28 protein-coding genes and 1 pseudogene are annotated in these 25,348 nt (G+C 54.0%); 16 read left to right on the top strand and 13 right to left on the bottom strand.

What is annotated here, in order from left to right; genetic code table 11:
• The first annotated feature begins 1 nt into the window (after position 1).
• A complete protein-coding gene (locus tag ACIOU6_RS14210; protein ID WP_221732588.1) occupies positions 2 to 493 on the top strand; it encodes a DUF2269 domain-containing protein in 492 nt (163 codons plus the stop codon).
• Here the strand turns inward: ACIOU6_RS14210 and ACIOU6_RS14205 are convergent.
• On the bottom strand, positions 477 to 953 hold the full coding sequence (locus ACIOU6_RS14205; RefSeq protein ID WP_401137187.1) for a thiol-disulfide oxidoreductase DCC family protein: 477 nt from the start codon (positions 951 to 953) through the stop codon (positions 477 to 479). The genes ACIOU6_RS14210 and ACIOU6_RS14205 overlap by 17 nt on opposite strands.
• Before the next feature lie 70 nt (positions 954 to 1,023).
• Positions 1,024 to 1,761, bottom strand: coding sequence for a GntR family transcriptional regulator (locus ACIOU6_RS14200; RefSeq protein ID WP_221732586.1), 738 nt, complete (start codon positions 1,759 to 1,761; stop codon positions 1,024 to 1,026).
• 214 nt (positions 1,762 to 1,975) lie between these two features.
• On the opposite strand from ACIOU6_RS14200, the gene ACIOU6_RS14195 reads away from it, so the two are divergent.
• Together ACIOU6_RS14195 and ACIOU6_RS14190 are read left to right on the top strand one after the other, a co-directional pair.
• Positions 1,976 to 2,809 (top strand): amidohydrolase family protein, encoded by an 834-nt coding sequence (locus ACIOU6_RS14195; protein ID WP_401137249.1) that lies wholly within the window; start codon positions 1,976 to 1,978, stop codon positions 2,807 to 2,809.
• A 30-nt stretch (positions 2,810 to 2,839) separates the two neighbouring features.
• Positions 2,840 to 4,141, top strand: a complete 1,302-nt coding sequence (locus ACIOU6_RS14190; protein WP_401137184.1) for an SLC13 family permease — start codon at positions 2,840 to 2,842, stop codon at positions 4,139 to 4,141.
• Between the two features lie 80 nt (positions 4,142 to 4,221).
• Here ACIOU6_RS14190 and msrA read toward each other — a convergent pair whose 3' ends face one another.
• The 3 genes from msrA to ACIOU6_RS14175 form a co-directional block, all read right to left on the bottom strand.
• Positions 4,222 to 4,728 (bottom strand): peptide-methionine (S)-S-oxide reductase MsrA, encoded by a 507-nt coding sequence (gene msrA / locus ACIOU6_RS14185; RefSeq protein ID WP_401137181.1) that lies wholly within the window; start codon positions 4,726 to 4,728, stop codon positions 4,222 to 4,224.
• A gap of 105 nt (positions 4,729 to 4,833) precedes the next feature.
• Positions 4,834 to 5,826: an alpha/beta hydrolase gene (locus tag ACIOU6_RS14180; protein ID WP_401137178.1), complete on the bottom strand. Its 993-nt coding sequence runs from the start codon at positions 5,824 to 5,826 to the stop codon at positions 4,834 to 4,836.
• On the bottom strand, positions 5,823 to 6,266 hold the full coding sequence (locus ACIOU6_RS14175; RefSeq protein WP_221732583.1) for a TspO/MBR family protein: 444 nt from the start codon (positions 6,264 to 6,266) through the stop codon (positions 5,823 to 5,825). The genes ACIOU6_RS14180 and ACIOU6_RS14175 overlap by 4 nt, the downstream gene beginning before the upstream one ends.
• Before the next feature lie 193 nt (positions 6,267 to 6,459).
• On the opposite strand from ACIOU6_RS14175, the gene ACIOU6_RS14170 reads away from it, so the two are divergent.
• The 5 genes and pseudogenes from ACIOU6_RS14170 to ACIOU6_RS14150 all read left to right on the top strand — a co-directional run bounded on the left by ACIOU6_RS14170 (position 6,460) and on the right by ACIOU6_RS14150 (position 9,696).
• Positions 6,460 to 6,699: a hypothetical protein gene (locus tag ACIOU6_RS14170; protein WP_221732582.1), complete on the top strand. Its 240-nt coding sequence runs from the start codon at positions 6,460 to 6,462 to the stop codon at positions 6,697 to 6,699.
• A gap of 156 nt (positions 6,700 to 6,855) precedes the next feature.
• Positions 6,856 to 7,005, top strand: a pseudogene (locus ACIOU6_RS14165) (LysR family transcriptional regulator); the annotation flags it as partial.
• 117 nt (positions 7,006 to 7,122) lie between these two features.
• On the top strand, positions 7,123 to 7,947 hold the full coding sequence (locus tag ACIOU6_RS14160; RefSeq protein ID WP_401137174.1) for an AraC family transcriptional regulator: 825 nt from the start codon (positions 7,123 to 7,125) through the stop codon (positions 7,945 to 7,947).
• 72 nt (positions 7,948 to 8,019) lie between these two features.
• The gene (locus ACIOU6_RS14155; protein ID WP_401137171.1) at positions 8,020 to 8,406 is read left to right on the top strand and encodes a cupin domain-containing protein; all 387 of its coding nucleotides are present in this window, start codon (positions 8,020 to 8,022) and stop codon (positions 8,404 to 8,406) included.
• A 444-nt stretch (positions 8,407 to 8,850) separates the two neighbouring features.
• Positions 8,851 to 9,696, top strand: a complete 846-nt coding sequence (locus ACIOU6_RS14150) for a hypothetical protein (RefSeq protein WP_401137168.1) — start codon at positions 8,851 to 8,853, stop codon at positions 9,694 to 9,696.
• A 251-nt stretch (positions 9,697 to 9,947) separates the two neighbouring features.
• Here the strand turns inward: ACIOU6_RS14150 and ACIOU6_RS14145 are convergent, their stop codons facing one another.
• The gene (locus ACIOU6_RS14145; RefSeq protein ID WP_401137165.1) at positions 9,948 to 11,189 is read right to left on the bottom strand and encodes a hypothetical protein; all 1,242 of its coding nucleotides are present in this window, start codon (positions 11,187 to 11,189) and stop codon (positions 9,948 to 9,950) included.
• 523 nt (positions 11,190 to 11,712) lie between these two features.
• On the opposite strand from ACIOU6_RS14145, the gene ACIOU6_RS14140 reads away from it, so the two are divergent.
• A complete protein-coding gene (locus ACIOU6_RS14140; RefSeq protein WP_401137162.1) occupies positions 11,713 to 12,801 on the top strand; it encodes a PIN domain-containing protein in 1,089 nt (362 codons plus the stop codon).
• A gap of 303 nt (positions 12,802 to 13,104) precedes the next feature.
• Positions 13,105 to 14,196: a YaaC family protein gene (locus ACIOU6_RS14135; RefSeq protein WP_401137159.1), complete on the top strand. Its 1,092-nt coding sequence runs from the start codon at positions 13,105 to 13,107 to the stop codon at positions 14,194 to 14,196.
• A 79-nt stretch (positions 14,197 to 14,275) separates the two neighbouring features.
• Here ACIOU6_RS14135 and ACIOU6_RS14130 read toward each other — a convergent pair whose 3' ends face one another.
• Together ACIOU6_RS14130 and ACIOU6_RS14125 are read right to left on the bottom strand one after the other, a co-directional pair.
• The gene (locus tag ACIOU6_RS14130; RefSeq protein ID WP_339496024.1) at positions 14,276 to 14,665 is read right to left on the bottom strand and encodes a hypothetical protein; all 390 of its coding nucleotides are present in this window, start codon (positions 14,663 to 14,665) and stop codon (positions 14,276 to 14,278) included.
• A gap of 428 nt (positions 14,666 to 15,093) precedes the next feature.
• Complete coding sequence (locus tag ACIOU6_RS14125) at positions 15,094 to 15,522, bottom strand: SPOR domain-containing protein (protein ID WP_221732578.1); 429 nt, start codon at positions 15,520 to 15,522, stop codon at positions 15,094 to 15,096.
• A gap of 402 nt (positions 15,523 to 15,924) precedes the next feature.
• Here ACIOU6_RS14125 and ACIOU6_RS14120 point away from each other — a divergent pair, with 402 nt between their 5' ends.
• Both ACIOU6_RS14120 and ACIOU6_RS14115 read left to right on the top strand, forming a co-directional pair.
• A complete protein-coding gene (locus ACIOU6_RS14120) occupies positions 15,925 to 16,368 on the top strand; it encodes a GNAT family acetyltransferase (RefSeq protein WP_401137155.1) in 444 nt (147 codons plus the stop codon).
• Positions 16,369 to 16,546: 178 nt separating this feature from the next.
• The gene (locus tag ACIOU6_RS14115; RefSeq protein ID WP_401137152.1) at positions 16,547 to 16,846 is read left to right on the top strand and encodes a hypothetical protein; all 300 of its coding nucleotides are present in this window, start codon (positions 16,547 to 16,549) and stop codon (positions 16,844 to 16,846) included.
• Positions 16,847 to 17,038: 192 nt separating this feature from the next.
• Here ACIOU6_RS14115 and ACIOU6_RS14110 read toward each other — a convergent pair whose 3' ends face one another.
• Both ACIOU6_RS14110 and ACIOU6_RS14105 read right to left on the bottom strand, forming a co-directional pair.
• On the bottom strand, positions 17,039 to 17,272 hold the full coding sequence (locus ACIOU6_RS14110) for a hypothetical protein (RefSeq protein WP_401137149.1): 234 nt from the start codon (positions 17,270 to 17,272) through the stop codon (positions 17,039 to 17,041).
• A 17-nt stretch (positions 17,273 to 17,289) separates the two neighbouring features.
• Positions 17,290 to 19,416 carry a TonB-dependent receptor family protein gene (locus ACIOU6_RS14105; protein ID WP_401137146.1) on the bottom strand — a complete coding sequence of 709 codons (2,127 nt, stop codon included), beginning with the start codon at positions 19,414 to 19,416 and terminating at the stop codon, positions 17,290 to 17,292.
• A 166-nt stretch (positions 19,417 to 19,582) separates the two neighbouring features.
• On the opposite strand from ACIOU6_RS14105, the gene ACIOU6_RS14100 reads away from it, so the two are divergent.
• Entirely contained in the window at positions 19,583 to 19,801 is a 219-nt protein-coding gene (locus ACIOU6_RS14100) for a hypothetical protein (RefSeq protein ID WP_221732574.1), read from the top strand.
• A gap of 103 nt (positions 19,802 to 19,904) precedes the next feature.
• A complete protein-coding gene (locus ACIOU6_RS14095) occupies positions 19,905 to 22,100 on the top strand; it encodes an OsmC domain/YcaO domain-containing protein (protein WP_221732573.1) in 2,196 nt (731 codons plus the stop codon).
• A gap of 179 nt (positions 22,101 to 22,279) precedes the next feature.
• Here ACIOU6_RS14095 and ACIOU6_RS14090 read toward each other — a convergent pair whose 3' ends face one another.
• Positions 22,280 to 22,774: a PaaI family thioesterase gene (locus ACIOU6_RS14090; RefSeq protein WP_401137142.1), complete on the bottom strand. Its 495-nt coding sequence runs from the start codon at positions 22,772 to 22,774 to the stop codon at positions 22,280 to 22,282.
• Between the two features lie 135 nt (positions 22,775 to 22,909).
• On the bottom strand, positions 22,910 to 23,158 hold the full coding sequence (locus ACIOU6_RS14085; RefSeq protein ID WP_221732571.1) for a hypothetical protein: 249 nt from the start codon (positions 23,156 to 23,158) through the stop codon (positions 22,910 to 22,912).
• 169 nt (positions 23,159 to 23,327) lie between these two features.
• On the opposite strand from ACIOU6_RS14085, the gene ACIOU6_RS14080 reads away from it, so the two are divergent.
• Positions 23,328 to 23,966: an ATPase gene (locus tag ACIOU6_RS14080; RefSeq protein ID WP_401137139.1), complete on the top strand. Its 639-nt coding sequence runs from the start codon at positions 23,328 to 23,330 to the stop codon at positions 23,964 to 23,966.
• A gap of 86 nt (positions 23,967 to 24,052) precedes the next feature.
• Positions 24,053 to 24,394, top strand: a complete 342-nt coding sequence (locus tag ACIOU6_RS14075; protein WP_401137136.1) for a hypothetical protein — start codon at positions 24,053 to 24,055, stop codon at positions 24,392 to 24,394.
• 117 nt (positions 24,395 to 24,511) lie between these two features.
• Here the strand turns inward: ACIOU6_RS14075 and ACIOU6_RS14070 are convergent, their stop codons facing one another.
• The gene (locus ACIOU6_RS14070; RefSeq protein ID WP_401137246.1) at positions 24,512 to 25,198 is read right to left on the bottom strand and encodes a phytanoyl-CoA dioxygenase family protein; all 687 of its coding nucleotides are present in this window, start codon (positions 25,196 to 25,198) and stop codon (positions 24,512 to 24,514) included.
• Positions 25,199 to 25,348 lie beyond the last annotated feature (150 nt).

The following is a 25,348-nucleotide window of genomic DNA, read 5'->3' as shown; positions in this document are numbered from 1 at the left end:
CATGCTCTATCTGGGCCTGAAGTACCTGCACGTCATCGCGGCGATTTTCCTGTTCGGGTTCGGCATGGGTTCCTACCTGTATTTGATCGCCGCCAGCCGTACGGCCAACCCGTTGGTGATCGCACACGTCGCCCGCATGGTGGTGCGCTTCGACACCTGGATCACCACGCCGGCCGGTTTGGTGCAAATCATCACAGGCTTTTTTCTGATGAAACTCTCGGGCCTGCCCATGACCACGGAGTGGGTGGCGACTTCGTTGATCATCTTCTTTTGCGTCGGGGCGCTTTGGTTGCCGGTTTTGCTCTTGCAGAAAAGGCTTTGCGCGATGGCGTCGAGCGCGGGGGAGGCCGGGAAGGGGCTCGATGAAAACTACCGAGCCGTTTACAGAAAGTGGTTCTGGATGGGCGTTGCCGGTTTTGCCGGGATGTTCGTGATTGTGCTGATGATGGTGACGAAGCTGACACCGGTTCAACTGATCAGTTTTCTGGTTTAGCCGCAGGCGGCGTCGTCATTTTCACAAAACGTGCTTCGTGATCCGGGTTCGGCACAAGGCATGTATCGTATTTGCCAAACAACCGATAACGATTCAATGCAATGCGGTCGTAAGCCCAGTCCCGCAGCCCGCGTGGGAAGACGTGCAGCAGTTTTAGCGGTTGCCAACGGGCGGGCAATTGGCCAATGACTTCGAAAAACGCATCGGATCGCTCCCAGTAATGTCGGTCACGAATCACCGCCATGCTGTCGAACTGGTCCACCGGCAAACCTGCCCACGCGAGCAGCGCCTGCCCCTCGGGCGACTGCACGGCCGCCAGGCGCACACGGCGTTGATGATCATGCCGAATCAAGAACCGCGCCCAGCCATTGCACAACTTGCACACGCCGTCGAACAGCACCACCGTTTCGTCGGGTTTGAGCAGTGGTGCGGGGGAAGGGCGGGTTTGCGAGGTTGGCATAAACGTAGTTCCATCGGGGGTGGGAGGGGGCGCTACCGGGCGATTCGCATGCTGCGCCTCACCCAACGCCTCAAGAAATATCGATCTGGTACCTGAAGCCTTCCGCCGCCGCCCGGGAAATTCGGTATTCGAGTGGGCTGCGGTCATACCCCAATGCGGTGCGTTCGATGGTGACGACCGGGGAGCCTTCCTTGATCGAGAGGATTGTGGCCATGGCCGGGTCGGCTTCCCCCACCGTCAGCGTCTCGCTCGCCGAGGCGATGCATTGGCCGCACTGGGTTTCATACAAAGGGTAGAGCAGCTCGCCGAAACTTTCGGAATCCATGCTCAGCAATGCGCCAAAACGTGTGGCGGGTAGCCAGATGTCCTCGTGAAACAGTGTGCGGCCTTCGACCATCCGAAGGCGTTCCATGCTCACGACGTGCTCGCCGTCTTGCAGCTTTAGCGCATTGGCCACGGCTAGCGATGGTTTTTGCAGCGTTTTGGCAAGGATGCGACTGGTGGGTATTTCGCGTCCGCCGCTGGCATTCACCTGCCGAAAGAAGCGCGCCAGCGAGGCGTCGAAATTAGGTCGGCGCACGAAGGTGCCGCGGCCCTGGCTGCGCAGGAGCAGGCCTTCATTGACCAGCGTTTCCACAGCCTTGCGCACCGTGCCGATCGCGACACCGTAGTGTTTGGTCAACTCCGCTTCGGTGGGAATGGGCGCCCCTGGCGTCCATTCGCCAGAGGCGATCTTGGCGAGCATTTCTTCTCGCAGGCGCTGATAAAGCGGCAAGCGCTCGTCGTATCCGAGTGTCGAGGCGTTCATTTTTGGGGCAGTCCATTCCGGCAGGCGCCGCTACTTTATCACCAACAAGTCGTTTGACAGATATCTAGCGCTGAATATATGGTGGTGTAGTCATATATATGAATAGATGTATTTATATGAATCTGCCGCCAACCGTCGCTTGGGCCTCATCGTCCGATCTCACGAACGCTGCAGATCGTTAGCCATAACAACAATCGCTCAGGGTTATCTGTTTATGACCAGTCCCCATACGCCTGCCCTCAGTGGTGTGGACACCCACGCCCACATCTTCCGCCAAGACCTGGCGATGGTTGCCAGCCGTCGCTACAGCCCGCATTACGATGCTTTGGTTGAGCAGTATCTGGACCATCTTGATCGCAATGGCTTGTCACACGGCGTGTTGATTCAGCCGAGCTTTCTGGGCACCGACAATCACTTCATGCTTGACGCGTTACGCCGCTATCCAAAACGCCTGCGTGCGGTGGCGGTCGTCGACGCTGATGTCAGCGAAAGTCGATTGGATGAATTGGCCGAGGCCGGTGTGGTGGGCATCCGTTTGAACCTGATTGGCAAGACACTGGCCGACTACAGCAGTCCCGCTTGGGTTGCGCTGTTCGTGCGTTTGGCACGGCGCGGCTGGCAGGTGGAGGTTCAGCGGGGCATCGATGATCTGGCACTGATCGTGCCCGTCATCAGGGCGTGCGGCGTGACGGTTGTGATTGACCACTTTGGCCTGCCGACAGGTGGCATCGATCTTGAGAATCCCGCTCATACGGCTTTTCTCGCACTGCTGGCAGACACGCACGTATGGCTCAAATTGTCCGCTCCCTACCGTAGCCAATCCGATCTGGCCCAGGCAACGCAAGTGCTGGCACTGCTGCGCGAGGCGAGCGGTGGCATCCAGCGACTCCTCTGGGGCAGCGACTGGCCCAACACCCAGTTCGAAGATCAAACGAGCTATGACCAGCAGGTGGCCTTCATCGAAAGGTTGCTGCCGGATGCGGGCGAGCGCGCCCAAGTGTTGAAGGAAAATCCGGCAACGCTGTTCGGATTCAACGTTTCCCGCTAAACAATCAATAACAACAATAGGACTTCCATCATGATGAGCCTGCTCGTCGTCGCAGCAATCGTTGTCGCCGTCGCCCTTGGTTACAAAACCAAGATCAATATCGGTCTGTTCGCCATCGCGTTTGCCTACCTGATCGGCTGTTACGGCATGGGCCTCAGCCCGTCGGAAGTCATCGGCATGTGGCCGCTGAAGATTTTCTTCATTATCTTCTCGGTTTGCCTGTTCTACAGCTTCGCCACGGTCAACGGCACCCTTGAAAAACTCGCTGAGCATCTGATTTATCGCAGCCGGTCGATGCCGCAACTGTTGCCGTTTGCGGTCTTCTTCACCGCGACCGTCATTTCAGGGATGGGCGCGGGTTATTACACGGTGCTGGCATTCATGGCGCCGATCACGTTGCTGCTCTGCGAACGCACGGGCATGAGCCTGATCATTGGCGGCATGGCGGTAAACTACGGCGCGTTGAGCGGGGCCAATTTCGTCTCTAGCCAGAGCGGCATCATCTTCCGTGGATTGATGGTCAACGCGGGGATTCCGGAAAATGACGCTTTCATCAACTCAGCAGCGATTTTCGCCAGCACGTTGGTGATACCTCTTCTGGTGATTTCAGGCTTGGTGTTCCTCACGGGCCACGGCAAGGCGATGAAAGCCAGCGCTTATGTGGTGACCGAGCCTACGCCGTTGAATCGCGATCAGAAAACCACGCTTTGGCTGACGCTGGCGATGATGGCGATCGTACTGGCCGCGCCCATCGCGCATATCGTCTTCCCGGCCAACGCTACGGTGAGCTTTATCAATTCGAAGATGGACATCGGGCTGATCGCCAGTCTGTTCTCGGTGATTGCGCTGCTGCTCAAACTGGGCGACGAGCGCAAAGTCATGGCGACCGTACCTTGGGGTACGTTGATCATGATTTGCGGCGTGGGCATGCTGATTTCGGTTGCGATCAAGGCCGGGACCATCGACGTGCTGGCCTCGTGGATGGGCAGTAGCATCCCGCCGATCATGGTGCCGATCGTCTTCGGCGTCGTGGCGGCTTTCATGTCGCTGTTCTCCAGCACGCTGGGGGTCGTGACGCCTGCGCTGTTCCCGATGGTGCCGCCGATTGCTTCGACGTTGGGGCTCGATCCGATGATCCTGTTTGTTGCCATTGTCGTGGGCGCCCAAGCCACCTCTATCTCACCGTTCTCCTCGGGTGGCAGCCTGATCCTCGGCTCGTGCCCTACGGAGCAGAGCCGCGCCTCGCTGTTTCAGCAACTCCTGTTTCGCGCGGCACCTCTGGGCTTTGTCGCGGCTTTGGTGTTCAACGCACTGATGACGTTTGTCTTTTAAAAACGCCACTGGCCCGACGCAAAGGCGTCGGGCCTCATTTGAGTCGATTGCGAACAACGATGACAGCGTGAGACTGGACCTCAGGCACGCTTGGGCAGTTTCCAGTTCGGACGAATGAAGTGGCAGGTGTAGCCATTCGGGATGCGCTCCAGATAGTCCCGGTGCTCCGGTTCCGCTTCCCAGAACGGTCCCGCCGGTTCGATTTCGGTCACCACTCGGCCAGGCCATAGCTGTGAGGCGTCGACGTCGGCAGCGGTGTCCTCGGCGATGTCGAGTTGCTCTTCGCTGAGGTAATAGATCGCTGAACGATAGCTGGGGCCGCGATCGTTGCCTTGACGGTTGGGCGTGCTGGGGTCGTGTATCTGAAAGAAAAACTCAAGGATCTGCCGGTAGCTGATCACCGCGGGATCGAAAACGATTTCGATGGCTTCGGCGTGATTGCCATGATTGCGATAAGTGGCGTTCGGCACATCGCCGCCGGTGTAGCCAACCCGCGTTTGCAACACACCCGGATAGCGCCGCAGCAAATCTTGCATGCCCCAGAAGCAGCCGCCGGCGAGGATGGCGGTTTCGGTTTGACTGGTCATGGTTTGTCCTTCCCTTTGGGGATGTTGGGTATAGCGACTGTTATGAGGGCGCGTTGGCCGATTCCAAGGTTGAACGGCGCGAATAACGCAGACGGTATCCAGGACTCAAGAAGGGGGGGTAAGCACAGTGCACGCATTAACTCGCCCCGTGATCCACTCACGGCTGTACGCCAGCACGCTGTTGGCAATAGCGGTCGGAAAGTGAATAAAACCATGGGGTGAAGAGGGCAGTTGGTACACCTCGACAGGTGCTGACGTCCTCCAGCGCTGGGCGATTTCGAGGGTATCGTCGCGCAGCGGGTCCAGTTCGCCGGCAAACATCAGCGCCGCCGGGAAGCCGCTGAAGTCGCCATACAACGGTGACAACGGCGGTTGCCGGCGTTGCTCATCATTCAGATCCGGCGTGAGCATGCGCAGCGCCGCCACCATGCCGGGGCCGTCCAGCACCAGCGTGTCCGGTGGTGCTGCGCGCACGCTCGGGGTGCCGGTCAGATCGTAGACGCCGTAATACAACAGCACGCCGCTGATCTTTGGCAGTAAACCCGGCGACTGTTTCAGCGCCAACAAGGTTGCCACCGCCAGATGAGCCCCGGCCGATTCGCCAACGACAATCACCGGCAGGCCGGCAAACTCGCGTTCACCCAATAACCAGCGAGTCGCGGCAACGCAGTCTTCCATGATGCCCTCAATCGGCGTCGAGACCGCCAGCCGATAGTCCACCGAGACCACTGTCACGTCGCACGCCTTGACGATGGCGATGTTGAAATTGTCATTCATCTGCGCGTTGCCGATCACCCAGCCGCCGCCATGAAAATCCAGCACGACGCCTTTGGCTCGGCCGCGTGGCCTGATGATCCGCACGGCCACCGGCACGCCGTCCGTCTCGATCACTTTTCTTTCAGCCTTGAGGCCGTGCTTGAGCAACTGGCTCACGCCACCGATCTGACTGGCGCGCAGCAGTGCTTGAATCATCCGTGGCAGGACGCGATTGCGAATCTTAAAGCGCGGTAACCAAGCAAGCTTCTTGTTGAAGTCACGCACTTGCGCCAATTCCCGCTCGCCCTGTGGCCAAGGCGTCTTGCTGCGTGGGTTAGTCATCCGCGATTCTTGATCAAGATGGAAAAATTCAACGCAGCGGCGACACACAACCAAGCCAGATAGGGAAACAGGATCAGGCCGGTGACCAGATCAAGCTGCAACGCCATCACCACCATGGCCGCGACGACCAGCCAGAGCAGCGTCAGGATCACCATGGCGGCGAAAACGTTGTGGGCGCCAAAGAAGACCGGCGTCCACAGGGTATTGAGCGCGATCTGCGCCGCCCATAACGCCATCACCGTTTGGCTGCCGGGGATCAGGCTCAGTCGGTATCCGGCCCAGGCCAGCAACAGATAGATCACCGTCCAGGCCACCGGAAACGCCCAGTTGGGCGGTGTGAAGCCAGGTTTGGTCAGCGATGCATACCAGGGGCCCGGTTTGAAAATGACGCCTGTGCTCGCGGCAGCCGCGCAGGCCAGAAGAAAAATGAAGAAGGTCATCGCCAGTCCTTAGCTGTGCTCAGCTTTTGGGGGAGTGTAAGGAAAGGACGCCCGGCGCGGCGAAAAGTTTGGATTGAGCGCCAAGATTTATCTGTTTACCGCCAGTAAGTCGCAGTCGCCATGCCGTTGAACTAATAACTGACCGGTGCGTCAGGATAATCAGTGGCTTCTTCCTTCACACGCGGGTGACACCATGCACAACTACCTTTTGCAATACCGTTTCAACGACGAGCCTCGTACTCATCTGTTCCAACTCAAACCGCCACAACTGGCCGAACACGAGGCTGCGATGCATCTGCTGGAACTGCATCTGGGCGATGCGGAAAATGGCCTGGTCATGCCCACGGCGGACTCGACACCCCAAGAGATAATTGCGCAGGCTGAACGGGTGGGGATTACGCGGATTGAGATCATCACGCCAATCGACAATTAACCACGGCTCACCTGTGGGCTTGTTCGCGAAGGCGGTGTGTCAACTGAGGCGATAGTGGCTGATAAGACCCCTTCGCGAACATGCTGCTCAGGCTTTACGAAAGCCTGGGCTCAACGACGGTGGGACAACCGCCAAGCGTGCTGTGCAGCCAGTCCTTGGCCAGCCGGTGTCCGGGCACTCGATCTCGACGTGCGCACGTTTCACCGTGATATCGGGCTGATACATCATTCTCGCCGAAGCTTTACCGAACCTGTGCGGATGCTGGCTGAACTGGTCAGTGATCAATTCAACAGTGGCTTGAGCTAACGGCGAGCGTCGATTTTTTTCCCAGCCTGGGTCAAAAGGAGATATCCGACTGCGAGTACTTGTATATTCCCGAAAAGGAAAACCGCGACGACTGCGCAGAAACTGGAAAATACTGGCATGGACCGGAAAAAAGGCCAACCGAGCACCTCTGACTGGGTTATTCGCAGCACTCAACCCGGTAGCATCGAGCGTATCGAAGCCTGGTTCGGCAGCCACGGCTACGACCCACACCGTCACGACACCTACTCGATAGGTCGCACGCTGGCGGGCGTGCAGAGTTTTCACTACAAGGGTTCGCTACGCCACGGGGTGCAGGGCAACACGCTCGTGCTTCACCCCGATGAACTTCATGACTGCATGGCCGGCACGCAAGCAGGTTTTCATTACCGTATGGCTTACGTTGATCCAGCATTGATCCAGACAATCTTGGGGGGCGAACCTTTGCCCTTTATCGCCGGTGGGCTTTCGAACGATCCGCGCCTTTACCATGCCAGCGAAGCATTTGTGCAAGCGATGGATAACCCTATGGAGACGCTGGAGGAACAGGACGCCCTGTATGACCTGGCAATGGCGTTGCGTGCCGTCGCGGGTAAGTCGCGTGGCCGTAAGCGTCTGGATTATCTCTCTGCCGAACGCGCCAGAGCATTCATCCTGGAAAATATGCACTTGGGCATTACGTTGGAAATGCTCGAGCAGGCTAGCGGGAGAGAGCGCTGGAGCCTGTCACGCGACTTCAGAACGCTCTATGGCACCAGCCCCTACCGCTTTGTCACACTACGACGTCTTGACCGCTTTCGCCGTCTTGTCCTCGACGGTTTCACATTGGTGGACGCCGCCCTCGCCGCAGGCTTTCACGATCAGAGTCACATGACCCGACATTTCACACGCTGCTATGGCGTCCCACCCATGCGTTGGCTGGAACGCTTGCGGCCCGCACGCTGACTTGCAGGATCGTACAAGCGCGATGCATTCATTGTTCGATAGGCTGACGACCTCAACTACAGAGGATCTGTCATGCCTGAGTCCCATCACCCACAAACATCGCTCCCCATAAACCTGGCGCAAAAGGCTTCGCTGATCGATCAGCAATGGAGCCCTCGGGTCGTCGCTGAAATGAACGACTACCAGTTCAAGGTTGTGCGAATCGAAGGCGAATTCATCTGGCACTCACACCCTGAGACCGACGAAGCATTTATTGTGCTCGAAGGCACCTTGCGCATCGACCTGCCAGAGGGATGCGTCCATGTGAATCCTGGGGAGTTATATGTGGTGCCGCGCGGGGTAGTGCACAGGACGGCGGCGCAAAGTGAAGCGAAACTGATGATGATCGAACCACGAGGTATTTTGAACACGGGCCATGAACAGGGTGAGCGAACTGCATTGAGTGACGTCTGGATATAGGTTCAGCGCCCAAACGGCCAGGCATGCATAATTGCAGTTCACTTGACCACCGGCTTGCCTTGCCACTGACCAGTCAATTGCATCCGAGCTGACTCTTACTGCCCGTCGCGAGAGGCAGAAAGCGATCCAAAGCTGCCTTTGGTTGAGGGCAGCTGTCGGCCAATAGCGGACGGTGGAATCTGAGAGTATCGACTCTAGAAAAGACACTTGTGAAAGGCCCTAAAGCTGATACACAGGCATATTTCACAAGTAAATATTTGACACCCCCTCAAGTCTTAAACAGCATATGCAGCCACTGAGCCTATCTTGTAATGGCGTTTTTGAGCACTTTAGATAACAATGGTTGAAATTTGCTCGATTGTGAGCTATTGACTTAAATAGTTTTCCACAGAAACATTAGCAAAAAAGCCTTTCTTGTTCTGAATGTAATTGAAGAGGTGATATTTGAGAAATAAAAATTTACTTTGGTTGGCTGAGTATTTCCGAAATATAAAGCCGCTTTCTGATACATTACTAGGAATTGTTTTTTCGATATTGTGCTTATTACTGCTGTGGGGAGGTTCTATTGCAGTTCAGAAGCTGACAGTAGCTGACTGCATCCAGATTGTTATAATGCTGTTTATCGCAGGGACAATGGCTGTTGGGTTCGCATCCCATAGCTACGACAAAAAACATTCGCAATCTTCCTTGAACCTATCTAGCGCACTTTCACTGCTAGAACGAGCCGCAGAAGTTATAATTGTTGACGGAAAATTAACGAATGACCGGGTCGCCTGGGTTACTTGCGCTCGACTTATTTCTAGAGTTGAGGGTATAAAACATCAGCTTGCTACTAATACTCATAAGCTGATTTTTGAGGCGGAACATGATTTTCAACGCCACAAATTCCGAGAGCTATTGCGACCGGACGGTGATGATCTCAGTGGTGCATTTTTCTGTGGTGGGACGTTGGACCAATCCATTGGCGAAACAGTAATTTCACCTAATCATCCCCATGACGGTAGCCACTGGATTCCGGTAAGAATTATCAAGGTTGTGTACGACTTCATAAGCTTTCCTGAGAATTACGAGGACCCACTGAATTCGTCAGAAGCATATAACAATAATGACCGTACTAGATTGGGCAGATCAGGATATGAGGGCGTTTGCGACTATATAGCCTTTAGAAAACACTTCTACGCCATAAGAAATCATATTAAACAGAAGGGCGTAAAAGACGGCGATCCGGTTCTGGCGGAGTATATAGACAGTGTTGTAATTTCTGAAAAATTCTCGTTCGATGACGATTAATCAAGCTCAACCGGGGTCAAGAAACATGACTTTTTCACTGTTGCTTGCGAGCACTGTCGAACTTCAGAAAAAGCTTAAAGGCTAAGAGAGGCCGATCGCTAGTTTTGTATTGAGCGGCATTTGCCATCGGTGCTGCGCCTACACGCGCCCGTGGCGGCGCCATCTTTCCTAGAAAAATCAGAATAAAACCCCAGAAATAAAAGGGCGCCCGGGTCTCTCTTAATTGTGCAGAAAGTTTCAATTTCGGCTACTTACTCAACCGGCGTGCCGCCTGGTATGGGTTTCCCTGGCTCTCCCTTTTCGGTTAGATCTTCGCCATGCGCTGATTTTTTCGGATCTGTAGCGCTGGCTCTAATATCAGCTATACCTTCGGGAATTAGAAAACCCAGTCTTCCCGTTTTAGCATTTATTCCCATAAGGCTTTGCTCAAGTATAAAACGAATGTGCTCAGAAACCTTGTCATCGAGCTGCTGAATGACATACTCGATAAAACCTTCGACAGCAGCGTAGTCTGAGTAAATCATGGAGAAGCGTACGGACTCCATTGACGCACCTATAGTAATGCTCCAGAAGTCATCGTACTGCTTGAAAAGAGGAGTGTTGCCGTGAAAATAAATATCTCCGACCGCAAGCTTACTTATTTCAACGTTCCCGTGAAGAAGATCATTTCTTTCATTCATTAATGAGTGGAACGCCTTGCACTCACTAGAAGAATAATCAACTGAACTCTTAAACCCCACGCAGTGCAAGTGAAGTGTCTGAACCCTTATGTCGATATTTTGCCGAATCAAACTTTTAAACAACCTATCGTTCGATTTTATCTCTGGTCGGGCTAGCACAAAAAATACCAAATTCACAAAAGACTCTGCTAGCACAGGCAGCATCGCTCGCAACCCAAATACGAGACCTATCGCGGCACTGTACTTGGTGCTCAGGGTACGCCATGCCCCTTCTAATTCATGGGCGTCAACGCTATTTCGGGGATGTTTTAATCTATCACGTTCTGGATCCACATCTAATGAATCCAATTGCTTAAAATTTTGATCTACTGCTCTTTTAATTCGATGATAGGGATTTGTGAACTGCGTCCATGTTTCGATTTCCTTTCGAAACTCTGTAATTTTCTTCCCGTACTTCCCCATATCAGTCTTAATTTGGCTGATAAACATGTCTTTCGTAAGACCCTTGTCTTTAAAATCGCCTTTGAAAGCTATTTCTGTACGAAAGTTCATTCCCATAACAGATATTAATCCGTCGCTGGTGGCAAAGTTCCAATCCCAATGTATTAAATTATCAGAAGTATCTTTTTTGAGTAAGGTCAGCAGTCCGTTCGGGCTTCCATACTTTGCATAAAAATAACAATATAGATCTACGGGCTTCATTTCATTTGTAAGCTCCCAAACCATGCCATTGTTTGGAAGGAGGCCTCCTTTCATAATATTCATAAAGCAACCCGGAGCAACAACCTCCAAGTCTAAAAAATAATCTTCCATAACGCCCCCACTTTTCTTAGATACCACTGTAGTGCTCAATATTGGCACAAAAGAGCTAGCTTTGCGTGGACTGACTCGAAGGAAACGCCCAAGCGCACCATTTGTACTTTCTTAGCCGCGACATCCTCGTTGAAGTTGATGTCAGCCAGCACTCGTGTGTGGATGGATCACTCATAGCCTTATAGGTGTCGCCGAATGTCCCTTTTTTGGGTCGTTTTCTGCCTCTCGTGACGGGCAGAAAACGGCCAATAGCTGCATCTCAAAGATCAAAGATAATATGCCCCTTTTTCATGCACCCTCGATCGAGCATTCATCGGCATCGCCCGCGGCAATGTGGCTGGTAGCTAAAAGCTTCCAACGCGACCCAAGCATAGGAGGCGTACGCATCGTAATTTCAGACATGGGGTCTATAAACTAGTATGCAAAACAAAACAGCGAGTGGTATTTTTGTACCAAAGAACCGATGCTCATAATCGGCAAAAACAATAAACATTAAACATTAAATGCTTCGGGGAGCTGGGATATGGAAATCAAGTCACGACTAGTCTTTCTAGATACCAATATCTTTGAGAGTAAAAATTTTCAGTTTGATAATCACAGCCTAAAGGCTTTTAAGAAACTTGTTGATGATGAGGAGATTAGGCTTCTCATAACCGATCCGACAATTCAAGAGGTTAAGCAGCATATTAGAGCTAAATCTGAGGAGGCGGTTAACGAAATAAAAAAAGTAAGGCGCTCTGCGATGTTGCTGCGTAACACTCCTGATTTCCCTGTGCATGGAATATTTGAGGAATTAACTGTCGACGCGGTAGAAGACAGGCTATGCAGAAACTTCGACGAGTTTTTATATGGGGACAATGTTGAGCATGTTACGATTGAAAATGTGAGCGCATCGCAAGTTTTTGATATGTACTTCAATCTGAGGGCGCCTTTCGCAAATGGCGAAAAGAGAAAAGAATTCCCTGACGCCTACGTTCTTTTAGCGCTGGATGCACTTTCAAGAACGCGAGGATGGCCAATTCACGTAATAACAAAAGACAAAGATATGTTCAGGTTTTCGGAGGCGCACTCGAATCTAATATGTAGTGAATCCATAGATGTGCTAATGGATTCGATAAATAAAATCATTTCCATAGAGCCTTCTGAATTTGCCGCTACCGCCTTCTTGAAAGTCCGTGACGAAGCTATAAAGCGAATAAATGATTCTTTGAATGATATCACTATCGATATAATTGACTATGGAAATTACGATGAGGCCTCGCTTGAAGATGTAAAATTTAGAGACCTTAATCTGATTGATAGTAATTTAATTTCCGTCGATAAAGAATACTGTGCCTATAGTCTATTGTTTTCAGTTTCTATTGATACAGTTGAAATAACCAAGGACTACGATAGAAGCCCATTTGATCGAGAGGATGATAGGTATTTTTTTGTTCTTGAAAGTATTCATTCAAAATCATTCCAAGTTAAATTCTCTGCTGAATTGGTAATAGGGTATTCCGATAGAATAGATCACTCAATATACATTGAGGAGATAATTACGCCGGATGTTATACCGCTATCAGACCCCTATGATCATGAAGTCAGGCACCTCGATGTTAACGGTGATTAACATTGAGCCATGGTCAAGAATTTCTACCTAAAACCTCAAAATCCCGCCGCAGCTTCCATCTTTGAAGCTTAGCGCCAGACGAGGCCAGACGGCCGGGCAGCAAAGGACGGTTGCAAAACAATGGGACATGCCAACTGGACAATCATTACGATGGTCCATGGTTGAGGAGTCCTGACGCTGATTTGACGGCAGGCATGAAAGACGAAAGTATGTGCCCTTCTAATTCACTCGACAACGGAATAACGTTCGATGAGACTGCCTCCAGCGCGACCAGGGAAAAGAGTTGAATCAAGGCAACGGGTTGTGGACTTCTCGTTCTGGCCGGCCACTCTCGCTCACAAGAACAGATATAAGGTCCAACACACGCTGTTCGCTTTGGATCCATGGTCAATTATCGAGGGAAGTATAAGTCAAAAATGCCCGGCGGCCGCTAAAGAGGAGGCCCAAGCATGCCTGCGTCAAGCGCGAGATTTTTTCCAAGCTGCCAACCAGGCACAGACTTTAGAGTCACGACCGCTCTCTCTCTACTACAGCTACATGAATTTAGTTAAAGCTTTTTGCCTGACTCGCGGACAACAACCAACATTTGATAAAGCGCAGCATGGGCTATCCGAGCAGCTTCGCGCCCCAAATGTTGAATTAGTTGATGCGTACCTCGCCGCATTCCCCAGCCCGAGCAAAAAACAAATACTTCAAAACTTTGATGAATTCTTGCGAGCTGTGACAGGAAAGTCACTACCCGCCAGCTTCGATTACGAATTAAAAAAACTATTGCCCCAGACGGTAAGCGGGCACAGATTGTGGTGTTCAGCTGAGAACGCTGATGAGCGAATGTTTCCAATAGAAAGCATTCAGTACTGGAAGGATTACCAGGGTAAAACTGCATGGCTTAGGATGATTTTGAAAACCGAAAACCTTAATAGACACGGCATGACGCGCTCCCAACTTTTGAAACGAACCGGCTTAAACATTGATTTTAAAATGGTCAGCCAAGACCCCATCACAGATAAAGTTCTGACCACCCTCGAGATGAAGGTACCGATTCCGATTAGTGGCTATGCAAGCGACAAGGTTCAGGAGCTATCAAAGCTTATTAAGGATCGTATTTGGTCGGTGGTTTCTACAGTGCCACCCTATCGAAAATACTATCTGTATGCATGCCCACTCGCGGAGCAGCCACACGTTTTACCCCAGCTACTCAGCATTTACGCCATATCCTATTATTTGGGGTCAATTACCCGGTACAGACCTCATCAATTACCAAAAATATCCCAAGGCGCTTATGGCCCGCTAATCCAAGACTTTATTACTGGTCAACCGATGCAGTTCCTCTACTTAATGGCATCAGAGTTTTCAGAGCAAGATGTTGCTAAGCCTGCGATCGTACTCCAGTAATGGCTGCTAATGGCCGGTTGCTGCCCTTCATGATAGGCAGCGACCGGCCAGAAGCGGTCTTTCGAGGCTCAAGTCGAACCTACTTCGAAAGCCCGCTTTCGCCGTCGTCGACCTCACGCAAAATTCTCTTCAGGTCAGGCCGCGTCCACTTCTCCCAAGGACATACATCCCGGTCATCGTCGCTGTGCCAATACTCGCCTGCATCAAATGCCTGGTAGATAGAAAATGCCGGCTGGGGCATTTCCGCGTGCATGGACAAATCGACGATATCGCTGATGACAATATTCATCACCTCATCACAGTAATGAAAATCGCGGGTGCCCGTGAGAAACAGTCTTGCTACTGAGATCGCCAATTGATTCAAAAGGTCGCGACTGTCGATCTGCAGGTGCTCACACATCACACTTAATTCCGTGTTTGGGGCCTTTTCAATGACCGTAAGTACGTAATCAAGGTTGTCATCACTCAAAACTCTGTTCATGGGGTATAAATATTCGCCAATTCAGTTTTGCCATGGATTCAGGACGGGTTTGTCAGAAAAACATACTGCCAGATGTGCTTGCCGAACGTCCGCTTCGTATCGAAAGCAGCTTTTCTTTACTGACGGCTTCTGGCCGATGTCTGCCCGTCGCGAAGGGCAGACATCGACCCAGGCTGTGTGAAAACGCATGCACCGTTGTGAAGTCTGCGTTGCTACGTAAAATCTGCCAACGTTTGGTTGGTCAGCAGACCTGAAATTTGTGTAGGAACGCGATTTTCGTTGCGGTTCTGACGTTCAAACTAGCTCTAAAACGTTTTCACACAGCCTGGACCCATAGCGGACGCTGACCAACGAGTAAACTAAGGGGGGGGCGGCGCGCCGTCCCAGCGAATGAAATGAGCGATTTCAGCGCCTTGTTAGGCATAGCTGATATACGGCTCACCGAATACATCCTTGAATCTGAAAATATCTTTACCCACTATAAATATCCGAAATCTTGGGTCGTTTTGTGCTTGGTATGCAGGTATGTCATTGCGCACAAATCGGATTCCAAGGTTAGAAAGCTTAGATTCCATGGCTTCTACCAAGTTGTTGTCCTTGTAAAAGCCTACGAGGTGCCAATGCTCCATTTTCATAACGTGGTCATAGAAAAATTTACAAGCTTCTTCTTCGGATATCGAGCTGAATATTGGAGGGTGATCTATCCCGCGCTCCGTATAAAAAACTGACCAAAAACCATTTGTATTGCATAGGCAATACACGTCACTTCCAATGCTGTTGATTGCGAAGTTTTGAGTGCTGCAGCCTTCGGCAATTAACTTTTCATTCGTTTCGAAGGTATTCATGGCTATGCCTGACTATAAGTAGACGACACAAGTGGCATAATATTTTCCGCTGTTTGCGTCTGATAACGTTCCTTGTCCATGTGTAACCCTTGTTCGGCTTGAGTGTCGCGCCAGAAACGCAACAGATGTGAGGTAACGCGACATGATTTGGGCACACATTACTGGCGCATTAGCAGCGTGTCCATGGTCTGCTTTTGGCCGACCTCTGCCGGTCAAGGCCACGAATCGTGCAGGTCAAATACGACGCAAGCAACAGATCAAGTCGAGTGCAAAAGTGTGGTCAAATCCATGCAATGACACAGAGCACTCTGTCGGCATTGAGCCGCTTTCGACCCAACGAGTCCAATGGACAAGAGCTTCACAGAGAGATAGCGTCGTCCCATTCGACTCAGGGGCTGCGCCATGGATGGTATTGCCAACTACTCAAACGAACACCATCGCCTCTGCGTCATGGCGCTATGGGAAGCTGTTTTCGGCTACGAAACCGCGCATAACACCCCCAGCCTTGCCATAGACAAAAAACTCGCCGTTACGGATGGGCTCTTTTTTGTGGCGTTGGCAGGGGATGAGGTTGTCGGTACCGTTCTTGCGGGGTACGACGGCCATCGTGGGTGGTTGTATGCGGTTGCGGTGCATCCGGTCCATCGTAGAAAAGGCTTGGGCGCAAAACTTGTACATCATGCTGAGAACGCCTTGATCCTGCGTGGCTGTATGAAAATCAATCTACAGATCGTCAGCACAAATGAACGCGTCAAAAGCTTCTACGAGTCTCTGGGCTACTCAACCGAACCGCGCATCAGTATGGGGAAGAAGATCGAGTCGAATATCACGATACCCAGGGAGTAAATTACGCTCTGCCAAAGCCGAAGAGCGAGGAACAGTGCGTAAAGACGGGACGCTTTAGTGTCTTTGGCGGTTCTCGGAAAGCAATGATCGCTGTGATCTGCATAATATATTGCTAGATGTTGCTGAGGCGGCTGATTGTTGTTAGATTGCGCGCCTTAAAAATTAACAGGGACACGTTATGTTTCTTATCTGGCAAGGCTGGGGCATCCTTTCTATTCTTTTTCCTTTGGTGGGCTTGATATCTTTCGCCGGGCTTCCCAATGGTCTTGGTGTAGGTATCGGTTTACTGGTTGCCGCGGCTGCCAATGCTTATATTGGCCACAAGCTGAATAATGCACCCGGCAAAACCTATATTGATCCAGCCACCGGTGGCGAAGTGGTTTTTCGCAAAAAACACACGTTGTTTTTTGTGCCCATGCAGTACCTGTCGGTACTCATGGTAATCGTCGGACTGTTTGCATTGATTAATCTGCACTAAACAAGGAGGCGCGTGGTTTCTCATGACTCGCACGCGCTCTTTTTTATCAAGGCCCGCTTAAGTTTTTCCTGATTGTTTAATTATTTTGATTTTGCTTGAAAACTTATTTTTACAACGGCTGGTTGGGCAGTTTTTATTTCGAGCAAAGTGCGTATTACATTCTATGCATGCCAAGCCTGAATGCGCTAAGGCTTACGGGGTCTGAAATACGCTGCCAATTACCTTTAACGCCTGTTTGCCGTCAGTATTGTAGAGCCGGTGCAAAAGCGTCTGATCGGTAATTCGATGCAAGCGGAAGTGGTTATAGAAAGCCTGGCCAAAACGCTGGCCCTCGAACTCGCCGAGATCCCAAAGACGGAGGAAGTTGTCATAGGCGGCGCGCTCGATGTCCAGTTTTGATTGGCGCTCCATCCGCACCTCACTCATCAGTCCGCTGATTGGCTTCAGAGCAAACTCCACGAAAACCCGACATAAACCCCCATCCCTTCACCCGGCGTCGACCGCGCAGCATCCAGCCCTTTGTCGTCAAACCCCGGCGTGACCGTCGCCGCATAGCGCTTGTTGGTCAGATTGCGCATATCCACCCAAGTCTGCCAGTCACCCTTCGGCGCGTTGTAACCCACAGTCGCGCCAAACAGCGCATACGGATCGGCGTAGTAGCTGTTGGCGTAATCCACCGCTACTTTTGACACCAGTTGCGTATTCACAGCAGCGAAGAACCCCAGCGGCCAGTCGTAACGCAACGCCCCTTGGTAGTAGTGCATCGGCAGCCCCGGCAAGCGGTTGTCGCCAAAACGATCATCATCGCGATAGTGGAAGTCGCTGAAGGTGTACGCCTGACGCAGGCTCAACTGTCGGCCATCGGCGGCTGACCAGAGTTTGCTGTTAAGGCTGGCTTCGACGCCTTGGTGGATGGTCGGGCTGGCATTGAGTTCGTAAGGCGTAACCGCGTTGGCGTCCGGCAGCACCGACAGCAATTCGTGGCGCACTTGCGCGTAGTACCAAGCCAGGCTCCATTCGCCGAGGACGCTGTCGCCGCGTCCGCCGAGTTCCAGGGTGGTGGCGGTCTGGTTTTGCAGTTTGATCGGGTCTTTCTGGGTGCCGGTGGCGGCGCCGTTACCCGCCGGGAAGCGCACGTTGGAGCTGTAGATCAGCGACCACGGGTGCGGCGCCTCGACTGAGCGACTGAGGTTGCCGAACACTTGCACCTCAGGCGTGATCTGGTAACGCAGCCCGAGGCGCGGGGCGTAGTCCCAGTCGTTCATGCTGGTTTTGCCACCCCCTTCGGGGTAGGTGACGGCACTTTCGCGACGGGTGTAGATGGCGGCGAGGCCGGTGGTCAGCCACAGGTGGTCGGCGATTTCCAGGTCGTTGCCAACATGCAGAACGGTATCCGAACCCTGATAAGTGAAGTTGCGCATGCGCGTGCCGGGCGCGTAGTGGGCCGTATTACCGGTGGGGATTCGTACAAATTCACTGGCGCCGTCGTTGGGCAGGTGTTTGGTCACGCGCAGGCCAACGTTGCTGCGGCTTTCCATGCCAAACAGGGTGTCGCGGCGCTTGTAGTCGAAGGTGCCGCTGACGTCGGTGTAGGCGACCTTCAGGCGGTTGGGGCCTTCGCGCAGGTCCATCGGGTAATCGTGGTAGACGAGACCGGTCTGGATGCTCGAATCGTCGTCGATGTAGAACGTGGTTTTGTTGCCGATGAAGGTGCTGCCCGGCTGCTTGCGGCTGTCGTCGCGGGACACGTAAGCCGGGTTGGCCGAGCGTGGATCGTGTTCGATGGCGTGCTTGGTCACGCGCCCGGCGAGGTCGTTGTCGGTCTCGCGGTAGCGGATGTAGAACCGCGTTTCCAGGTTCGGGTTGAAGCGATAACCGACGTTGGCGATCACACCTTTGCTCTCGCTGGCGGTGTGATCCTGATAGCCGTCGGCGTTCGAGTCGGTCAGCGACAGGTAGTAATCGAAGTCGCCCAGCACTTGTCCGGAACTGACCTGACGCTGCTGATAGCCATGGCTACCGGTGGCGTAACGCACTTGCAGTGTCGGCGCGTCGTAGCCGGTGTGGCTGACGTAATCGATGGCACCGCCCAGCGCCAGCGAACCACGATCAAAACCGTTGGCCCCGCGCAGCACTTGCACATGGTCGACCCACAACGGTTCGAGCAATTCGTACGGTGTGCCGCCGGGGCCGGTGAGTGGCAGGCCGTCGAGCATCGTGTACAGCCCCGACGCATGGGCGCCCGGTGCGCGGTTGATGCCCGAGCCACGGATGGAAATTTTCACGCCTTCATTGCCCGCCGACTGCGCGTAAACCCCCGGCTGATAAGCCAGCACATCCTGATTGCTCGCCACACGACCTTGCAACGGTTGACGCATGTCGACCACGTTGGTGCCGCCGGGCACCTGCTCCAAGCGGGCCTTGGCGTCTTCAACAGAAGCGTGCGTAGCGCTGCGATCCTCTGCCGAAATCAGTACCTGTCCCAACTCGATGCCTTGAGTCTCGGCCATGGCCGGGCAGGCGAGGGCCAAGCTCAGCAGGGCAGTGGGCAGGGATTTAGGCGAGGGCATCGAGAGGACTCCAGCAAAGAGAAACGGGCAATGAACAGTGCGACGCAAGAAAGAACGAAGGAAACACATGGCGATTCGGTTTTTGCCCAGGACGCCGCCCGTCGACTGCGCTGAACCGGCGGATGTCCCTTGTTTCTATCTAGGAAGTCCTAGACGAGATCACCCAATGTTCGAGCAGCGAAAGAAAGAATTACTGTCAGCGTGGCGCGAACTGGCGACTCAGGCGAACTCGCAGATGGACCCGGAGCAGCAGTACGACGAGCTGCTCAAGGCCGCCGATAAGATGGAGGCACAAGGACTGATCAGCAGCACCGAGTGGCGGCAGTTGGTACGGGATGCGGGCAGCGTATTCACCAAGGGCATAGGCCGGGCACAAGGCCAATAGACTGGGTGGCACCACCCAGCGGCCACTCCCGAAAGCACAAGACTTCCCGCTCAAAAACCGGATAATGGCCGCCATTCGTTTAGCCGTATTCTGGTAATCCCGCATGGAAATCAAGGTCAACTTTCTCGACAACCTTCGACTTGAAGCCAAGTTCGACGACTTCACGGTGATCGCCGATCAGCCCATTCGCTACAAGGGCGATGGCTCGGCACCGGGGCCGTTTGACTACTTCCTCGCGTCGTCGGCCTTGTGCGCGGCTTACTTTGTGAAGTTGTACTGCGACACCCGCAACATTCCTACCGATAACATTCGCCTGTCGCAGAACAACATCGTCGACCCGGAAAACCGCTACAACCAGATCTTCAAGATCCAGGTTGAATTGCCGGCGGACATCTCCGACAAGGATCGCCAGGGCATCCTGCGCTCGATCGACCGTTGCACGGTGAAGAAAGTCGTACAGACCGGTCCCGAGTTCATCATCGAAGAGGTCGAAAGCCTCGATGCCGATGCTCAGGCATTGCTGATGCCGATGTCGGATTCGCAGGCGGGCACTTACATTGCGGGCAAGGACCTGCCGCTGGAACAGACCATCGCCAACATGTCGGGGATCCTTGCCGACCTGGGCATGAAGATTGAAATCGCTTCGTGGCGCAACATCGTTCCCAACGTCTGGTCGCTGCACATTCGCGATGCACAGTCACCGATGTGTTTCACCAATGGCAAGGGCGCGACCAAAGAAGGCGCACTGGCCTCGGCACTGGGCGAGTTCATCGAACGCCTGAACTGCAACTTCTTCTACAACGATCAGTTCTGGGGCGAAGAAATCGCCAATGCGCCATTTGTGCATTACCCGGACGAACGCTGGTTCAAGCCTGGCCCGAAAGACGAACTGCCGAGTGAAATCCTCGACCCCTACTGCCTCGAGATCTACAACCGCGATGGCGAGTTGCGTGGTTCGAACCTGATCGACACAAACTCCGGCAACACTCAGCGCGGCATCTGCTCGCTGCCGTTTGTACGCCAGTCGGACAATGAAGTGGTGTACTTCCCGTCCAACCTGATTGAAAACCTGTTCCTCAGCAACGGCATGAGCGCCGGCAACACCTTGGCTGAAGCGCAAGTGCAGTGCCTGTCGGAAATCTTTGAGCGCGCCGTCAAGCGCGAAATCCTCGAAGGCGAAATGGCGCTGCCGGATGTACCGCAGGACGTGCTGGAGAAATACCCAAGCATTCTGGCCGGTATCAAGGCACTGGAAGAGCAGGGTTTCCCGGTGCTGGTCAAGGATGCGTCGCTGGGCGGTGAATTCCCGGTGATGTGCGTCACCCTGATGAACCCGCGCACCGGCGGCGTGTTCGCTTCGTTTGGCGCGCACCCGAGCCTTGAAATCGCGCTGGAGCGCAGCCTGACCGAATTGCTGCAAGGGCGCAGCTTCGAAGGCCTGAACGACCTGCCGCAGCCGACCTTCTCGGGTCAGGCCGTGACGGAGCCGAACAACTTCGTCGAGCATTTCATTGACTCAAGCGGTGTGGTGTCGTGGCGGTTTTTCAGCGCCAAACCGGACTTCGAATTCGTCGAGTGGGACTTCTGCGGCCAAGGTGAAGACTCCAATGGCGAAGAAGCCGCCACACTGTTCGGCATCCTCCAAGACATGGGCAAAGAAGCCTACATGGCGGTCTACGAGCACATTGGCGCCAAGGCCTGCCGCATCCTGGTGCCGGGCTACTCGGAAATCTATCCGGTCGAAGACCTGATCTGGGATAACACCAACAAAGCGCTGCAATTTCGCGCCGATATCCTCAACTTGCACAACCTGAGCAAAGTCGGCCTGCGAAACCTGGCGACGGGCCTGGAAAAAAGCGAGCTGGACGACTACACCGATATCACCACGCTGATCGGCATCGAGTTCGACGACAACACGCCGTGGGGCAAGCTGACGATTCTTGAACTGCGCCTGCTGATCTACCTCGCCTTGCAGAAGTTTGATCAGGCCAAAGATCTGGTCGAAGCCTTCCTGCAATACAACGACAACACCGTTGAGCGCGGCCTGTTTTATCAAGCCGTGAACGTGGTGCTGGAAATGGAACTCGACGAAGACCTGGAACTGGCCGATTACGAAGCCAACTTCCGCCGTATGTTCGGTAACGAGCGGATGGACGCGGCGATTGGTTCGGTAAACGGCAGCGTGCGCTTTTATGGTCTGACGCCAACCAGTATGAAACTGGAAGGCCTGGATCGGCATTTGCGCCTGATCGAGAGCTACAGGAAGCTGCATTCGGCGCGGGCAAATGTGAAGGGTTGATCCTGTAAATCTTGGCTGTGATGACCTGTGGCGAGGGAGCAAGCTTCCTTGCCACAGGTTGACGGTCTGATCAGGTCGAATCGGGTCACTTCAATTCAAGGTCGCCACCGCCGATTGCGCGCAGGAAAAGGTTCACTTGCGCTTTCATACGCATCGGTACTTCTTTCAGCCGCCAATACTTAGCGACCATGTGCAGCGTCGGCCAGTTGCCCCGTATCAACCCGCACAAACACCGAGTCACCCACCGCTGTCAGCACCTCCCCCGCAAACACCTCGCAGATCACCCGGGTCTTGCGCCCGACTTCACCTTCGACTTTTGCCCGTAAGGTCAGCGCGATGCCCATCGGCGTCGGTTTGATGAACTTGATGCTGAGATTGCCGGTCACGCAGTCAATGCGGGGCAGGGTGCCGGGCTCGCGGTTTTCCGCACGGTAGTGATAGGCCATTGCCGTCCAGTTGGAATGGCAGTCGACCAGCATCGCGATCAAACCGCCGTAGACCAGGTCCGGCCAACCACAGTATTTGGCGTCCGGTACATGCTCGGCGAGGACATGCACGCCGTCTTCATGCCAGTGGCTTTTGATGTGCAACCCGTGCGGATTGCGGCCGCCGCAGCCGTAGCAAACGCCTTCAGGCGCGGCGCTGTCTTGCAGGGAGGTGTCGAGGCTGGACATGGGGTTGGTCATCCTGGCGTGGTGAGTCCGGTCAGACGCAGGCATTTCTTGCAAGGCCTGTCAGATGGGCGATTGTAAGCGTTAGGGCCGTTTTCGCCGAACGCGTATTGATGTGCAGCGCATCGGCACCGGAGGTCATTGCTCGGGAGCGAGCCACGTATCGACAATCCGTCGATCCAGTTCTTCCCAATCCGCCATGCCCAATACCCGTGTGGTGTTCAGGCCGCGCAGGTAACCGCGCAACTGATGGGCGGTATCGCGGATGTACTGCTGATCGGAGATGGTTCTATCCAGCAATACGGTTTCGTACTGGACCAGGTATTCGGCCACTCGCTCGCGAAAGTCGTGTAGAACGGCGTCGCGGATCAGGTCAAACGTTCTCAAGGAGGACTCCTCATTCATGTTTTTCTATTTGTATTGAGTGTGTATCAGTCTGCAAGGTGCGCAACTATTGCTAGAAGTAATAGTGACCATCAAGAAACGCAAGTTCTGCTTTGTCGGCAATGCGCGGAAAATCGCCTCCATCGAACACGCAGCTCAAGGAATTTGCGCGATGAACACGTTGACCCGACTGGTACTGGCCGCCCTGCTGATGAGCGCTGCCGCTGCACCGACCTACGCAGACGATGCCCGGTCGTGTCACTTTCAATCGATTACCGGCAGCAGTGCCACGTTGCAGCGCTCGCAAACCGTCGGTGTGTTGTACAGCGAAAACACTCGGGACAACCTGCAATACCTTGAGCGTTACCACGCCATGGCGGTCAACGGCGCGAAAGATGCGCTCGACTCGCGGATTCGCGAAGCTTTCGTCGAAAGCTCTGATCCGGAACTGGCCATCGACTGGTTGATGAGCTCGTTGCAACAACAGTTTCTGTCGGTAACCGTTTACGACAGCCTCGATGCCTTGGTACAGGCCCGTCCGGATGTCGTGGTCAAACTCGACACGTTCAACCGCTTGTTGACCCAACGCAACAGTCTGGTCGAAGCGCGTTTCACTGCACGTTTCTACGATGCCGACCTGCAATACATCGCCAAAGCTGAAGGCGCTGTGGAAAAACAGCTGCCCTCAGCCTGGGTACACAACCAGGCGCCGCCGCAAATTGCCGCGCAGATCGAGAAACAACGTGACTTGCAACTCAGCGCGTTGAAGCAGTTCGACAACTCGCTCAAGGCCTTGGTGTCCGCGAGCTGAGCACCTAAAACATCATTGGCAACGGCGACGCCGTCAAGCGGGACCGTTGCCGGTTGAACCGAACTTTTATTTTCAGGATGACACCGATGCGTTCTTTATTCGTGCCAGCCATGGCCTTCGCCTCCTTGCTGCTCGGTGGTTGCGTCAGCGCGCCGAACGACCCGACCCTGACCTTGCAGACCAGCAAGACGCCCGCACAGTACGCCGATTGCGTCCTACCGAAACTGAAGGGCGGTGCGTTGAACCCGACCGTCTCGCAGACCCAGCGCAGCTACCGGATCGTGGTGCCGAGCAAGGTGGCGGCCGATAACGTACTGGAAGCCTACAAGGCCGGCAGTGGCGGCAAGGTGTTTCTTTATGAGCGCCACTTGCTGGCCTCGAACTTCATGCCATCGACTTTTGAACGGGCCGCTCAGGACTGCATCTGATTTCGCCCGGTAGCCGTATGTAAAAGAGCTCCTTTGGTTGGCCGCAACCAACCAATTCTTTGCCCCGCACCTTCATTCGGTCGCGGGGCTTTTTTTGTTTGCGTTTTGTGCTGTCGATCAGGCGCCCGCTGAGGATGAATACAAACCGCAAGGTTTGAAGCGCTCGCGGGTGTCCATCCGGACGGCTCGCAGGCTCAAGGTTTGCAGATGCGACGCATACAACGACTCCGAACGGAAGCTGATCAGGACGCTACGCCGGCGTGCCCCGCTGAGGTTCAGGCTGCCTGCGTGCACCAGATCCGCATCAAACACCAGAATGTCACCGGCGTAGCCTGAAAGTTGCACAGAGCGCGATTCATCATTGAAGTCGAAGGGCGACGGCCCCGACTCAGGTCGGTGGCTGCCGGGGACGATACGCGTCGCGCCATTTTCGGGGCCGTAGTCGTCGAAAAAAGCCAGGGCGTTGACCATGTCGCCCGGCCGTTGCGCCGACAAGTCGCGATGCAAGGGTTGATACCCGCTACCCCCAAGCGGTTCGCGACCTTCCACTTGCGCGAGGAAAAATCGCTCTGCGATCAGCTCGCCTGCCACGGCCAGCAACGGCGGCAAGCGACACACAGCCTGAATCGTTGCATCAAGGTCTAAAAGTGAATGGCGCCACTGAGCGCCTCGCGGGGTTGGCCACTGATCTGAGGGCATCACGTTCGCATCGAACACGCTGCGAAGCTCATTCAGCCATTCGGTGGGGATGGCTTGTCGGAGCAGGGCATAGCCATCGCGATGGAGTTGTTCGCAGTCAGTCATGGTTTCCTCGGCAGGACGTAGCAGCACAGAAGGTATAGCCATTGACTGATTCGAGCGCCAGATCGCTCGGCGGCGGCGCTGTTGCCGCTGTTTATCGATCAGGGGGCTGCGATCCTGACGATGCGCCGGCAGACGGCGTAAGCGCCTGGC

The sequence above is a fragment of the Pseudomonas sp. NPDC087615 genome (assembly GCF_044743445.1).
Lineage (GTDB): Bacteria > Pseudomonadota > Gammaproteobacteria > Pseudomonadales > Pseudomonadaceae > Aquipseudomonas > Aquipseudomonas baetica_A.
The sequence above is the reverse complement of the archived record's forward strand: the minus strand, read 5'-3'. Positions and strand labels throughout refer to the sequence as shown.